This window comes from Streptomyces sp. NPDC006743 (genome assembly GCF_040703815.1).
Lineage (GTDB): Bacteria > Actinomycetota > Actinomycetes > Streptomycetales > Streptomycetaceae > Streptomyces.
The window spans coordinates 25,958-40,127 of record NZ_JBEYJA010000036.1 but is presented as its reverse complement, the minus strand read 5'-3'; the positions used below and the strand labels follow the sequence as shown (position 1 = coordinate 40,127).

11 protein-coding genes and 1 tRNA gene are annotated in these 14,170 nt (G+C 73.3%); 10 read left to right on the top strand and 2 right to left on the bottom strand.

Annotated elements, in window-relative coordinates; translation table 11 throughout:
• Positions 1-30: 30 nt before the first annotated feature.
• Positions 31-1,707, bottom strand: coding sequence for a metallophosphoesterase (locus tag ABZ719_RS25640; RefSeq protein ID WP_366727520.1), 1,677 nt, complete (start codon positions 1,705-1,707; stop codon positions 31-33).
• Between the two features lie 139 nt (positions 1,708-1,846).
• Here ABZ719_RS25640 and ABZ719_RS25635 point away from each other — a divergent pair, with 139 nt between their 5' ends.
• The 7 genes from ABZ719_RS25635 (at position 1,847) to ABZ719_RS25605 (ending at position 10,489) form a co-directional block, all read left to right on the top strand.
• The gene (locus tag ABZ719_RS25635) at positions 1,847-2,197 is read left to right on the top strand and encodes a metallopeptidase family protein (RefSeq protein ID WP_037862781.1); all 351 of its coding nucleotides are present in this window, start codon (positions 1,847-1,849) and stop codon (positions 2,195-2,197) included.
• Between the two features lie 842 nt (positions 2,198-3,039).
• A complete protein-coding gene (locus ABZ719_RS25630) occupies positions 3,040-5,307 on the top strand; it encodes a DEAD/DEAH box helicase (protein WP_366727519.1) in 2,268 nt (755 codons plus the stop codon).
• A 139-nt stretch (positions 5,308-5,446) separates the two neighbouring features.
• Positions 5,447-7,009, top strand: a complete 1,563-nt coding sequence (locus ABZ719_RS25625) for an amino acid permease (protein ID WP_366727518.1) — start codon at positions 5,447-5,449, stop codon at positions 7,007-7,009.
• A gap of 132 nt (positions 7,010-7,141) precedes the next feature.
• A tRNA-Lys gene (locus ABZ719_RS25620) sits at positions 7,142-7,214 on the top strand.
• A 456-nt stretch (positions 7,215-7,670) separates the two neighbouring features.
• Positions 7,671-8,618 carry an STAS domain-containing protein gene (locus ABZ719_RS25615; protein ID WP_366727517.1) on the top strand — a complete coding sequence of 316 codons (948 nt, stop codon included), beginning with the start codon at positions 7,671-7,673 and terminating at the stop codon, positions 8,616-8,618.
• Positions 8,619-8,783: 165 nt separating this feature from the next.
• Entirely contained in the window at positions 8,784-9,230 is a 447-nt protein-coding gene (locus ABZ719_RS25610) for a DUF5994 family protein (protein ID WP_366727555.1), read from the top strand.
• Positions 9,231-9,295: 65 nt separating this feature from the next.
• On the top strand, positions 9,296-10,489 hold the full coding sequence (locus ABZ719_RS25605) for a PP2C family protein-serine/threonine phosphatase (protein ID WP_366727516.1): 1,194 nt from the start codon (positions 9,296-9,298) through the stop codon (positions 10,487-10,489).
• 33 nt (positions 10,490-10,522) lie between these two features.
• Here the strand turns inward: ABZ719_RS25605 and ABZ719_RS25600 are convergent, their stop codons facing one another.
• On the bottom strand, positions 10,523-11,005 hold the full coding sequence (locus tag ABZ719_RS25600) for a DUF5994 family protein (RefSeq protein ID WP_366727515.1): 483 nt from the start codon (positions 11,003-11,005) through the stop codon (positions 10,523-10,525).
• 578 nt (positions 11,006-11,583) lie between these two features.
• On the opposite strand from ABZ719_RS25600, the gene ABZ719_RS25595 reads away from it, so the two are divergent.
• The 3 genes from ABZ719_RS25595 (at position 11,584) to ABZ719_RS25585 (ending at position 14,088) form a co-directional block, all read left to right on the top strand.
• The gene (locus tag ABZ719_RS25595; protein ID WP_366727514.1) at positions 11,584-12,090 is read left to right on the top strand and encodes a SigE family RNA polymerase sigma factor; all 507 of its coding nucleotides are present in this window, start codon (positions 11,584-11,586) and stop codon (positions 12,088-12,090) included.
• A 9-nt stretch (positions 12,091-12,099) separates the two neighbouring features.
• A complete protein-coding gene (locus tag ABZ719_RS25590; protein WP_366727513.1) occupies positions 12,100-12,654 on the top strand; it encodes a hypothetical protein in 555 nt (184 codons plus the stop codon).
• A 141-nt stretch (positions 12,655-12,795) separates the two neighbouring features.
• Positions 12,796-14,088 (top strand): mannosyltransferase family protein, encoded by a 1,293-nt coding sequence (locus ABZ719_RS25585; protein WP_366727512.1) that lies wholly within the window; start codon positions 12,796-12,798, stop codon positions 14,086-14,088.
• The last annotated feature ends 82 nt before the right edge of the window (positions 14,089-14,170 follow it).

Sequence of the window (14,170 nt, the reverse complement as noted above, 5' to 3'; positions counted from 1 at the left end):
TGGGATGGCGGGGGGTATCGCCAAAACCGTTTACGAGCCCGAGGGGGAGGGGGCCGGGAGCGGCGCCGACGAGGCGGGAGAAGACGGTGCCGACGGGGTGGGAGAGGCGCCCGGGCGGTTGTCCTCGGCCAGATGGCGGCTGACCTCCGCCGTCGTCTGGCCCAGGCCGCCCAGCCTGATCGCGTCCCAGGCCTGCAGGCGGCGGCTGTCCCGGTCGAAGTAGAGGACCGACGCCTCGACCGGGGCGGGGTGCTCGTGCTCGACCGCGCGCAGCCCGCTGCCGCCCGTGGAGCCCTCCATGCGCAGCCGGGTGCCGTACTTGAGGATCTCCGTTCCCTCGTGGTGCAGGTGGCCGCACAGGACCAGCGGCACCGCGCCGTCGGTCTCGCGGGCCGCCACCGGTTCGTGGGCGACGGCGATGTCGACGGGTGTGCCCCTGGTCTGCTGGTCGCGCAGGGAGGAGGCGAGGCGGGCGCCGGCCAGCCGTTCGGCCGCGTCGCCGCCGGGCGCGGCCGAGCGGTCGGGCGTGAACTGCGGGTCGCCGATGCCCGCGAAGCGCAGGCCCGCCACCGTCTCGGCCCGGCCGTCGTCCAGCACGTGCACGTTCTTCATGCGCTCCAGGTGGTGCTGGGTGGCCGGCGAGTCGTGGTTGCCGCGCACCCAGACGTAGGGCACGCCCAGATCGCCCACCGGGTCCAGGAAGCCGTTCTCCGCCGCCGTGCCGTGGTCCATCGTGTCGCCGGAGTCGACGATCACGTCCACTCTGTACTCCCGCACGAGGGAGGCGATGATCTTCCAGCTCGCCGGGTTGAGATGGATGTCGGAGACGTGCAGGACGCGCAGGGTCGTGGGGTCGGGCTGGTAGGCGGGGAGCGTGGAGGTGACGTCGTAGAGCTTGGTCACGTTCGTCACCAGGCGGGCCAGTTCCTTCTGGTAGACGTCGAACTCGGTGACGATGCTGCGTGCGTTGCCCACCAGTGAGGGCGCCGAGGAGAGCAGCCCGGAGAACCGGGGTTCCAGCACCGACTTCGGGTTCCAGGTGGCGTAGGCGGTGGCCCCGGACGCGGCGAGCAGGGTCAGGGCCAGCCCGCCGGCCGCCAGGGCGCGGCGCGGGCGGCGGTAGACGGCCAGGCCGAGGGCCGTGGCGCCGAAGACCACCGCGGCGCAGGACCGCACGGCCAGGTCGAGGGTGCCGTGTTCGACGTCGTGCACCACCTCGTCCTGGAGGCCGGAGAGCCGTTCGGGGTGGTCGACGAGGGCCTGGGCGCGTTCCGGGTCGAGCCGGTCGACGTTCACGTCGAGGCGTACGGGGGCGGTGTGGCTGTCCAGGCCGAGGGCGCCCAGCGGCGCGATGTCGATCTTCGTGCCGCCGCTCAGGGAGGGGCGCAGGGCCATGGTCGTGTTCACGGGGCCGACCGGGGCGCGTACGTTGCCGACGACCAGCAGGCCGAGCCAGGCGCCGGCGACCACGACGGCCACCAGGCCCAGGGCGCGGACCCAGGGGTGCGGTTCGGGGGTGAGGGCGAGGGTGCGCACCGTCCGGCGGGTGCGAACTGTCCCGCGCGAGGTCAGCGCCCTGCGGGAGCGCACGGCCCCGCGGCCGGTGTCCCCGTCGCGGGTGGTGCCGCGCGGGGTGTCGCCGGGGCGGATCTCGCCGCGGCGGGGGCGTTTCCAGGGGTTCAGGTCGGCGAGGCGGACGCGAGCCATTGGGCGCGTATGCCCGCCCGGGGCGCCGGACATGCGTGTGTGGCCGGGGGACCGGGCGGCCTCCGGCGGGTGGGGGCCGGGGTGCGGGGCAGCCGGGCGGACGGGGTGCCGGGCGGGCCGGGTGCCGGACAATGGGGCTGTGCTGGAGATGACGCGCGAGGAGTTCGAGGAACTGGTCGCCGAGGCCCTCGACCGGATCCCGCCGGAGCTGACGCGGCTGATGGACAACGTGGCGGTGTTCGTCGAGGACGAACCGCCCGCCGACGATCCTGAGCTGCTCGGGCTGTACGAGGGCACGCCGCTGACCGAGCGCGGGGAGTGGTACGCGGGTGTGCTGCCCGACCGGATCACGGTCTACCGGGGGCCGACGCTGCGGATGTGCGAGAGCCGGGAGGACGTGGTCGCGGAGACCGAGGTGACGGTGGTGCACGAGATCGCCCACCACTTCGGGATCGGTGACGCGCGGCTGCACGCCCTGGGCTACGGCTGAGGACCGGCCGGGAGACCGGCGTGTCCTCTTGCGGGCGCGAGGAGTTGGGCACGGCGACTTCTCCCTCCCGGAGGTGGCTCCCGTGCGCCCCTTGTACGTATCCGTCCGTCTCGCCGCCGCGGTCGCCGCCCTGGCCGCCACCGCCGGGTGCGTGAGCGTGGGGGAGGACTCCGGCGGCGGGGCCCGGCCGTCGCACTCCGCGCGGCGCGGCGGCGGTGAGGTCGCGGACGGCGGCGCGGTGGTGTCCGGCGGTGTCGCGGACCGGGCCGGCGGTGCCGGCGACGGCAGGCACGGGGGGCGCGGGAGGAAGGACGAGGGCGCGTCCGGGGGGTCGCCGTCGGGCTCGGCCTCGCCCTCGGCCGCCCGGAGCGCGTCGGCCGCGGCGCCGGCCGGGCCGGGCAGGCCGCCCGAGGCGGGTGACCCGACGCCGACGGAGGTGGTGCCCGTGCCGCCGCAGACGTCCGCCCCGCCGCAGGAGCCGCCGCCCTCGACGCCCACGGCGCCGGCCTCGCCCGATCCGACACCGGCGGAGCCGTCGTCCTCGGCGCACGAGGGTCCGGGGCCGCAGTTGGAGCAGTGGGTGCCGGCGCCTGAGCCGGGCAGGGTGCGTCGGCCCGCCGGTGCACGGGCGTGACCTGCGCTTACGGCGTCGGTTTGCCTTGAGGGGTGGTAGGTGCGTATGGTGGTAGATCGTTTGATCCCATTTGCCCGGCGCCCACGCAGAGCGCGCCGTGTGGCGCGTACTCTCCTTTGCCGTGGCGGACCGCATCGAGGCGGTCGTGGTGCGAAACACGGAGTTGACGGGCGCGTGCCGACGAGACTCCGGAAGGTTTCGCATTCGCATGTCCATTGCCAGTACTGATCACGTCGTCGTGCCCGAGAGCACCGAGGACGCCCCCGAGAACCTGACCGGCCCGCAGACCCCGGCCGGCCAGGAGGTCACCGGGGCGGCCGAGGACCGCACCGAGCAGGCCCCCGAGATCACCTTCGCCGACCTCGGTCTGCCCGAGGGCGTCGTGCGCAAGCTCGCGCAGAACGGCGTGACCACCCCCTTCCCGATCCAGGCCGCGACCATCCCGGACGCCCTGGCCGGCAAGGACATCCTGGGCCGGGGCCGCACCGGTTCCGGCAAGACCCTCTCCTTCGGTCTGCCGACCCTGGCCACCCTGGCCGGCGGCCGCACCCAGAAGCACAAGCCGCGCGCCGTCATCCTCACCCCGACCCGTGAGCTGGCGATGCAGGTCGCCGACGCGCTCCAGCCCTACGGCGACGTCCTCGGCCTGAAGATGAAGGTCGTCTGCGGCGGTACGTCGATGGGCAACCAGATCTACGCCCTGGAGAAGGGCGTCGACATCCTCGTCGCCACCCCGGGCCGGCTGCGCGACATCATCAACCGCGGCGCCTGCTCCCTGGAGGACGTGCGGATCGCCGTCCTCGACGAGGCCGACCAGATGTCCGACCTGGGCTTCCTGCCCGAGGTCACCGAGCTGCTGGACCAGGTCCCGGCGGGCGGTCAGCGGATGCTCTTCTCCGCCACCATGGAGAACGAGATCAAGACCCTCGTCGACCGCTACCTGACCGACCCGGTCCACCACGAGGTGGACGCTGCGCAGGGCGCGGTGACGACCATGTCGCACCACATCCTGGTCGTGAAGCCCAAGGACAAGGCGCCGGTCACCGCCGCGATCGCCTCCCGCAAGGGCCGCACCATCATCTTCGTGCGCACGCAGCTCGGCGCGGACCGCGTGGCCGAGCAGCTGCGCGACGCCGGTGTGAAGTCCGACGCGCTGCACGGCGGCATGACCCAGGGCGCCCGCACCCGCACCCTGGCCGACTTCAAGGACGGTTACGTCAACGTCCTGGTCGCCACGGACGTCGCCGCGCGCGGCATCCACGTCGACGGCATCGACCTGGTGCTGAACGTGGACCCGGCCGGTGACCACAAGGACTACCTGCACCGCGCGGGCCGCACGGCCCGGGCCGGCCGCACCGGCACGGTCGTCTCCCTGTCCCTGCCGCACCAGCGCCGCCAGATCTTCCGGCTGATGGAGGACGCGGGCGTCGACGCCACGCGCCACATCATCCAGGGCGGCGCGGCCTTCGAGCCGGAGGTCGCCGAGATCACCGGTGCCCGGTCGATGACCGAGGTCCAGGCCGAGTCCGCGGGCAACGCCGCGCAGCAGGCCGAGCGTGAGGTCGCCCAGCTCACCAAGGAGCTGGAGCGCGCCCAGCGGCGTGCCACGGAGCTGCGCGAGGAGGCCGACCGGCTGGTCGCCCGGGTCGCCCGCGAGCGCGGCGAGGACCCGGAGACGGCGGTGGCCGAGGCGCAGGCCGCGGCCGAGCGGACCGCCGAGGTGTCGCTGCCGGAGCAGCCCGCGGCGCAGGACGTCGACCGGGCGGAGCACGCCGGGCGGGGCGAGCGCGAGGAGCGTACGGCGGGTTCGTCGTCGTACGACCGCCGCGAGCGCCGCGACGACCGGGGTGACCGGGGTTTCCGCCGCGACGACCGCGAGCGTTCCTTCGGCGGCGACCGCGACCGTGACCGTGGTGGCCGTTCGTTCGAGCGTCGTGAGGACCGGGGCGGTTTCCGCCGCGACGACCGGGACCGTTCCTTCGGCGGCGACCGTGACCGCGGTGACCGCGGTGGTTTCCGCCGGGACGACCGCGGCGGCCGTTCCTTCGACCGTGACCGGGGCGAGCGCGGTGGTTTCCGCCGTGACGACCGGGACCGTTCCTTCGGCGGCGACCGTGACCGTGACCGTGGTGGCCGTTCGTTCGAGCGTCGTGAGGACCGGGGCGAGCGCGGTGGTTTCCGCCGTGACGACCGGGACCGTTCCTTCGGCGGCGACCGTGACCGTGACCGCGCTCCCCGCTCCTTCGAGCGTCGTGACGACCGGGGCGGTTTCCGCCGCGACGACCGTCCGGCGCGGCGCGACGAGCGTGGCGGGCACCGCGGCAGCGACCGTCCGTTCAACCGTGACCGCCAGGGCGAGCGCCCCGGCTTCCGGTCCGGTGGCCACGAGCGTCCCTACGGCCGCCGTGACGACCACCGCGGCGGTGGCTCCTTCGGCCGCCGCGAGGACAAGCCGCGCTGGAAGCGCAACGGCTGACAGTCCGTGAGCTGAGGCGCGACGGCGGACAGCCTGTTGCGAGCTGACCCGAGAGGGCCCGTACGACACCCGTCGTACGGGCCCTTTCGCGTTGCCGCGTGATGCATGTCACACCTCCGGGAGGGGAATTGCTGGGGGCATGACAGATGACGAGGGCGCCGGAGCGCCGGCGCCGATGCCAGGGAACGCCGGGCCGTCGGACGAGGAGCGGCTGGCCCAGCTCGGTTACACGCAGGTCCTCGCCCGCCGCATGTCGGCCTTCGCCAACTACGCGGTCTCCTTCACGATCATCTCCGTCCTGTCCGGCTGTCTGACGCTGTACCTCTTCGGGATGAACACCGGCGGCCCGGCCGTGATCACCTGGGGCTGGGTGGGCGTGGGCCTGATGACGCTGTTCGTCGGCCTGTCGATGGCCGAGATCTGCTCGGCGTACCCGACCTCCGCGGGCCTGTACTTCTGGGCGCACCGGCTGGCGCCCCCGCGCTCGGCGGCCGCCTGGGCCTGGTTCACGGGCTGGTTCAACGTCCTGGGACAGGTGGCGGTGACCGCCGGGATCGACTTCGGCGCGGCGTCCTTCCTCGGGGCCTACCTCAACCTCCAGTTCGGCTTCCGGGTCACCCCGGGCCGCACGGTCCTGCTCTTCGCGGCGATCCTGCTCCTGCACGGCCTGCTGAACACCTTCGGCGTGCGCATCGTCGCCTTCCTCAACAGCGTCAGCGTGTGGTGGCACGTGCTGGGTGTGGCGCTGATCGTCGCCGCGCTGGCCTTCGTGCCCGACCGCCACCGCTCGACGTCCTTCGTCCTCACCCACTACGTGAACAACACCGGCTGGGGCAGCGGCGTGTACGTCGTGCTGCTCGGTCTGCTGATGGCGCAGTACACCTTCACCGGCTACGACGCCTCCGCCCACATGACGGAGGAGACCCGGGACGCGTCCACGGCCGGCCCGAAGGGCATCGTCCGTTCCATCTGGACCTCCTGGATCGCGGGCTTCGTCCTGCTGCTCGGCTTCACCTACGCCATCCAGGACTACGGCCGTGAGCTGGACTCCCCGACCGGCGCGCCGCCCGCGCAGATCCTCCTGGACGCCCTCGGCGCGAGCGCGGGCAAGCTGCTGCTGCTCGTGGTGATCGGCGCGCAGTTGTTCTGCGGCATGGCGTCCGTGACGGCCAACAGCCGCATGATCTACGCCTTCTCGCGCGACGGCGCGCTGCCCTTCTCCCGCCTGTGGCACACGGTCGGACCGCGCACCCGCACCCCCGTGGCCGCGGTGTGGCTGGCCGCGCTCGGCGCGCTGGTCCTGGGCCTGCCCTACCTGATCAACGAGACCGCGTACGCCGCCGTGACCTCGATCGCGGTGATCGGCCTCTACATCGCCTACGTCATCCCCACCCTGCTGCGGGTGCGCAAGGGCGACGCCTTCGAGCGGGGCCCCTGGCACCTGGGCCGCTGGTCGCGGCCGATCGGGATCGTGTCGGTGGTCTGGGTCGGCGTCATCACCGTCCTCTTCATGCTGCCCCAGGTCTCCCCGGTCACCCGGCAGACCTTCAACTACGCCCCGGTCGCCGTCCTGGTCGTCCTCGGCTTCGCCGCGCTGTGGTGGTTCGCCTCCGCCCGCCACTGGTTCCTCGACCCGGCCCACGCAGACCGCCGCCCCCACCACGGCACCGCCACCCCGCCACCGCCCGTCCGGCAGCGCTGAACGCCCTCCGGCCCCGGGCGCCCCACGGGCCCGCCCGCGCGCCGTCCGTACGCCACACTTCCGGCCGCGCCGCCCGATACCCGATCGGAGACGCGGCCTCCTACGGCTATGCTCAGGGATGCAACATCGCCCGGGCCCTTAGCTCAATTGGCAGAGCAGTGGACTTTTAATCCATTGGTTGTGGGTTCGAGTCCCACAGGGCCTACGGGAGCGGGAGAGGGTTCACCCCTCTGACCTGCTGCGCGGCGCCCGGGCCGGCTTCGGTCGGCTCGGGCGCCGACTTGTTTTCGAGCGCGTGCGTGAGCGGACGTGCCTGTGGTCTGCCGAGCGTGCCTGGGCCGGGCTCCCTGGGCATCCCGCGTCAGGCCGAGTGCCCCATGATGGGCCGTCTGTCACGGATGTTCCCGTGCGTCCGGTCGGCAGGCGGTGTGCTCGGCGTGGACGAGACCGTCCGGCGCCGCATTCGCGGTCGCCGGCGACGTACGGTGAAGGTACCGAGGGCATCACGGAGTCCGGCCGTCCTGTCGGGTCGTCCTCGGCGAGTGACGAACCCCGGGCCGCCCGAGCGGACGGTGCGGAGACGGGTCGACAACATGTCCGCCGCGATCACAGCAGTTCCGAGATCCTCGCCGGTTGCGGCGCCTGCCCGAGGAGCGACGTGATGGTCGTGCAGCGGCTGGACATCCACCGGCGTGACCGGGGAGAGCGGGCCCTCGTCACGCTCGCCGGTGCGATCGGTCCGGCCACGGCTCCCCTGCTGCGGGCCGCGCTGGAGCAGTGCCTGCGGGACGGTGTGACCGCCATCGACGTCGATCTCACCACCGTCGGCTCCTGCGACTCCAAGGGCCTGGACGTCTTCCTGACGGCGTCGCGGTGCGCCGGCCGGGTGCACGCCTCCTTGCGGCTGCACCATCCGTGCGCGCAGATCGCCCGGCTCCTCGCCGTCACCGGCTCCGCGCCCCTGCTCAGCGACTTGCCGGGCGCGTCTTTGCCGGCCGACGAGCCGCAGGGCGGCGACCGCGCACTTCTCGTCAAGGACGCGATCCGGCTCCGGCGCCTGACCCGCTGGCAGGCGGAGGGGATGAGCGAGGATATCGCCGACCTGGCTGTGGAGCCCGCTGCGGGCCTGTCCGCGTACGGGGACCGGCAGCGGGACGTCTTCTTGGGCCGCCTTGCCGTCAGCGCCCGACGGCCCGGCTTCGCGCTGCTGGTCGCCGAGACGACGGTGCTGGTCGGGTGCGCCTTCGGATTCCCGGTGGTCCCCGGTGCTCGCTCCGAGCGGGGGCTGCAGGAGAGCGTCCAACGGCTCACCGGCTGTGCCCGGTTCCTGCTCCTCACACAGGTCGTGGCGCATCACCACGCCCAGTACCGCGACATCGGCCGCCGTCTGCAACAGCGTCTGCTGACTGACCGGCACGCCGTCCTCGGAGTCGTCCTGCTCCGTCCGGCGGACCAGGCCGGACAGGCCACCTTCCAGTCCTGGGGCTGGCGGAACTGCGGGGAGATGGTGGGGCTGCCCGGCCGGGGCGCCCCCCGCATGCTGCTGGTGCTGTTCCGGGAGAAGGGGCCGGTACCCGCGCCTGCGGCCGTTGGCCTGGGCCGGGCGTAGCCTGGGAGACACCGAGAGCATGTCGGGCGCACAGTCCGGGCGGCGCCCTTCCCGGCGAGTGACGAACGAGGGCAGCGGCTTGGCTGTCCGGGACGGGACCGCGCGATGGACTCCCTCACACCGCCCGCCGGAGGTGCACCGCAGGATGACGTGCACACGTACACGATGCCGTTGTCGCGTCTGAATCTCACACCGGAGGCCAGTCACGGTCCGCTGGACGGGGCGTGGTGGCCGCGTTGTGACACCCTGGCACTGGAGTTGCCCGCGCTCGTGGGTTCGCTGGACCCCGGTCGCGGTACGGTCACCCGCGTCACGGTGGACGTTGCGGACTGGCCCGATGCCCCGCACACGGTGCCGGCGCCCGACCACGTGATCGAGGTCGTCCTGAGCGACGCCGCCGGTGAAGCGCATGCCATCACCCTGGAATGCGGCACGGTCGGGTGCTGGGAACTGCTGGTCGTCCCGCCCGACGAACCGGTCGGAACAGCCGGTCGCCTGATGACGGACGCCGCCGATCCCTGGAACACGCTGTCGGCCGACGCCGTCCTCGCCCGGGTGGAGGACGGCGTCGGCCCAGAGCGGCGGATGACGGAACGGCCCATGATGGAGTGATGGGACGGGCAGATTCCTTCACCGGCCACCCCCGCCGCCCCGGTCCGCGTGGATCCGGTGAGGGTATGACGGCCGAGCCGCGCACGGACCGCTCCGAGAGCTTCGGGGAAGCGCTGCTGGGGGCGGTTCTCGATCGAGCGCACGAGCTTCCGCCCCACCACATCGGCCCGCTGGTCGCCGACGTGGTGGAGCGGCTGGGGGGCCGCAGCCCGCAGGTGCTGTTGCAGGACTACGGCCAGTTGCTGCTCGTACCCCTGCCCGGCCAGGGCCTCACGGGCGGGGACCCGCAGTTGATCGACGATTCCGCAGCGGGCCGGTGTTTTCTCGACGCGCTGCCCGTCGAGATGCCCGAGAACGACGGCGTACGCGTCCACCTGCCGCTGCTGGACGGTGGCGACCAGGTGGGCGTCCTGGCTGTGACGCTGGACCGGGTCGACGACGACGGGCGCCGAATACTGCTCCGGCTCTCCGGACTGGTGGCCGACCTGCTGGTGACCAAGCACGGGTATTCCGACCTGTTCTTCCGTACCCGGCGCGGCGAACCGATGAGCGTGGCCGCCGAGATCCAGTGGTCCCTGTTGCCGCCCCTGGCCATGATCATGCCGCGCGTAGCCCTGGCCGGGGTCCTGGAGCCCGCGTACGACGTGGCGGGGGACAGCTTCGACTACGCGCTCAACGGCGACGTGCTCCATCTGGCCGTGATCGACGCGATGGGACACGGCCTCGACGCGGCCACCATGGCCACCGTGGCCATCGGGGCCTACCGCCATGCCCGCCGCCTCGGCATCGGCCTGACGGAGATCTACGCCTTCATGGACGACGCCGTGGCGAAGCAGTTCGGCACCGAGCACTTCGTCACCGCGCAGATGATGCGGCTGGACACGGAGACGGGGCACCTCCAGTGGGTCAACGCCGGCCACCCCGCGCCGCTCCTCGTGCGCGACCACCGTGTCACGGGCCGGCTCGTCGCGCCGACGACGCTCCCGGTGGGCCTGGGCGGTGCGGAGCCGGAGAGCAGTGAGCTGGAGCTGGAACGGGGAGACCGCGTCCTGTGCTTCACCGACGGGCTGATCGAGGAGCACACGGCCGGCGAGAAACAGTTCGGGGAAGAACAGTTGATCGACTGGGTGAACGGGCTGGAGAGGACCGGCCGCGGGGTCCGGGCGGTGGCCCGTGCCCTCTCGCACACCCTCATGCGGGCACGGGGCGGCCGTACCACGGACGACGCCACGCTGCTCCTGCTGGAGTGGCGCGGCTGACCGGACCGCTGGGTCCGCCCCGGTACGGGGGACTCAGCTCGCCGTCGTCCGCCCGCCTCCCGTGTCGACGAGGATCTGCTCCGCCGAGCTGACGTTGCCGCCCAGGACGGCCTGGGCCATCGCCGCGCGAGCGGCCTCGGGTGTGGCCTCCGGAGGGACGACCAGCAGCGAGAAGTGGTCCCTGTCGCCCCGGGTGATCAAGATGGTGTCATCACCTACCGGGAAGGAGACCACGTGCACCACGCGATCGTCCACGATGATCCGCGTCGGGAGCCCCTCCCAGGCCGTGGCGTCCAGCCCGACCCGGCTCAGGGGACCGAGGTGTTCCGTGAGCGCCGCCAGCAGGGCCGGCAACTCCGCACCGATGTCATGGGACCTCGGCCACCACGCCCCGTCGAGAACCCCTTCGCGTGATGCCGTCGTCTCCAGCCGGAGCAAGGCGCACCCCGGTCGTACGGTCTGGTGGATGCCACTCGGCAGATGCCGGGGCTCAGGGGATGGGTCGGAGACGGTCATGAGGACCACCCGTTCGAGGTCAGGCGAACACAGGATGCGCCTCGCCTCTGACCACGCTACTCCCCGTCACGGCGAGCACCGGCGTCGCCGGGATCGCGGTGACGCCCCTATCCAGCGAGGGAAGCGGTATGAGGGCCTGCGCAGAGACCGCCTCACTGTCCCGTGACGCCTTCCGGTGCATGGAGGGGGAAGAGGAGTGGGACCCAGGCCGAGCGAGTGACACGGCCTCCACTCCCCGCTGCTTTTCGGACTCGGCGTCAATCCGCGTGTGACGCATGCGCGGATGTGCCGGTGGCCCGCGGATCGAACGCTGTCGGGCCGAGGGCGGGCACGTGTTCGCAGCTCTTAAGGCAGTTCCCCACCCGCTGAACGGCGGCCGCTCCTCCGCCTGGTCATGATCGATGCCATGCGGCACGGCCGGTCCGCTATGTGGCCGCCCTTCCTACGGCGTTCCTGCCTGATGAACCCCCGAGCCACAGCCCCCAGTGATCCGGATCACAGCGGATCGGTGCATAGAACGGCGCCTGTCACAGTCTTTCCCCGGGTGTAAGCGACCGGCGGGAACGGGGACGGTGTGGATGCGGCAGGCTCAGGGCGGTGAGTTCGACGAGTTCGTGGCGGCCCGCTGGGCGGTCCTGCTCCACCTCGCCCGGCTGCTCACCGGCGGTGACCGGCACCGGGCCGAGGATCTCGTGCAGGAGTCGCTCGTCAAACTCTGGTTCGTATGGCCGAAAGTGGCCCATGAGGCGCCCGAGGCGTACGTACGCACGGTGATGGCGCGCGCGGCGGCCCGCTCGGCGCGCCGGCGCTGGTGGGGTGAGCGCCCCGTCGACCAGGTGCCCGAGCTGCCGGAGTCGGGGGACGTGTCCGCGACCGTCGCGGAGCGCTCGCGCCTGGAAGCGGCGCTGGCCCGGCTGCCGGCGCGGCAGCGGGCGGTGGTGGTGCTGCGCTACTACCAGGACCTCTCCGAGAGCCAGGTGGCGGACGCGCTGGGCTGCCCGGTGGGCACCGCCAGGTCGCACGCCGCGCGCGGAGTGGCCCGGCTGCGGCAGCTCCTGGACGACGTCAGCGAGTCGGTGGGCTGAAGGAGACACATGGACCACTTCGAACGGCAGTTGACGCGGATGATGCGCGCCGCCGAGGAGCACGCTCCCTTCGAGGCCCGCCACCGCGAGCGCCTGTGGGCGGGGGTGCGGGCCCGCCGCCGGGCCCGGACGGCGCAGCGGGCCGTCGGGTCGCTGCTCGCGGTCGCGGGTGTCGGCGTCGGGGTCTTCCTGCTGCCCGGCACCCGCGCCGGCGTGGAGCCCGCCGCGCCCGTGCCGCGCCCGGCGTCCAGCCCGCTGCCCTCGCCTTCCTTCCCCGGGACGTCACCGGCACCGGGCTTCACCCCGGGCGGCCCGACCTCTCCGCCACCGGCGGGCCGGACCTCCTCGATGTCCCCCGCCGGGCCGCCGGGTGCGTCGGAGACGACCGACGCGACGAGCGGGACCCGGACGGCAGGGACCACAGGGACGGCGGCCGGGGCGGAGACGACCGGGACGGGCGGCGCGCGGGGCACGGCCGGGAGTTCCCCGCCGGCCACGTACGCCCCGCCCTCGTGGACCATGCCCCCGCCCAGCAGTTCGTCCCTCACCGGGCCGCCCGGCTAGGCCCGCCCGGGCCGGACCGCCCCCACCTACGCGACCGTCACACCCCACCCGCCCCGCGCGCCCCCGTTCCCGACCGCCCCCAGCCCTGCCGGCCCACCCGCCCCGACCCGCCCGCCCGGTACCCCCAGGAACGGACGCCCGATGACCACGACCCTGCCCACCGCCCAGACACCGGGCACGCCCCGGGCGGGCGGTACCCGCGCACCGCGCCCCGCCTCCGCCGAAGGGTCCGGGCCGCCCGGCGGGCGCCGGCTGCGGCGCCTGGCCGGCCGGCTCACCCCGACCGACCTGCGGGTGCTGCGCCTGTACCTCTTCACCCGCCTCGGACTGTGGCTCGTCGCCTACGCCAGCGCCTGGCTGGCCCCCGCCGGCGCCCCGGACAGGACACCCGCCACCTGGCTGTCGCGCTGGGAGCAGTGGGACTGGGTCCACTACCAGCACATAGCCCAGTACGGCTACTTCGACCCGTTCCCCGGCGTCGATCCCCTGCAGGACAACCGGGTGGCCTTCTTCCCCGGCTTCCCCCTCGCGCTGCGCGCCGTCCACGTCCTCGTCCCGCACTGGACCGTGGCCGGACTGCTGGTCTCCCTGGTGAGCGGTGCGGTGGCCGTGGTGGCCCTGGCCCGGATCGCCGGAACCGGCCGGGCGGACGGTGACCGGTCCGGCCCGCGGGCCGCCGCCTTCCTGCTGTTCTCGCCCGCCGCGGTGTTCCTCGCCGCCGGCTACACCGAGTCGCTCTTCCTCGCGCTGGCCCTCCCGGCCTGGCTGGCGGCCAGGCACCGCAACTGGCCGCTCGCGGCCCTCCTGTGCGCCGCCGCCACCACCGTGCGGATCAGCGGCCTGTTCCTGGCCGCCGCCCTCGCGGTCGAACTCGTGATCGTCATCCGCTCACAAGGGCGGACGGGAGACCCCTCCCGCCGCTCGCTGCCCCGCCGGCTGCGCCCGCTCGGCTGGTGCCTGCTGCCGGCGGTGCCCGCCGCCGCGTACACCGTCTACCTGCGGGTACGGACCGGCGACTGGATGGCCTGGAAGCACGCCGAGGAACGCGGCTGGTACCGCGACTTCCACAGCCCCGCCGAAGCGTTCCGCCACACCTGGCGCAACGCCTTCGGCCACCTCCAGAGCACCGGGTACGCCGTCGAGTTCCAGCTGGAACTGGCCGCCATGGCCGCCGGGGTGCTGCTGCTGGGCGTCCTGCTGGTGCGCCGCCGCTGGCCGGAGGCCGTGTTCATCGCGCTCAACCTGTGGGCGCTGGGCACCTCCTACTGGTACCTCTCCGTGCCGCGGGCCACCCTGATCTGGTGGCCGCTGTGGACGGGCCTGGCGCACTGGAGCCTGCGGCACCGCTGGGTGAAGGAGGCCTACGTCGGCGTGGTGGCGCCGCTGACGACCGTCCTCGCGGTGACGTTCACCTCGGGACACTGGACGGGGTGACCCCCGGCGCGTGACGCACCCCCTCCCCGCGCCGGCACGCCCTCTCCCCGCGCCGGCGCACGGCCCAGCGCGCCGGGCCGCC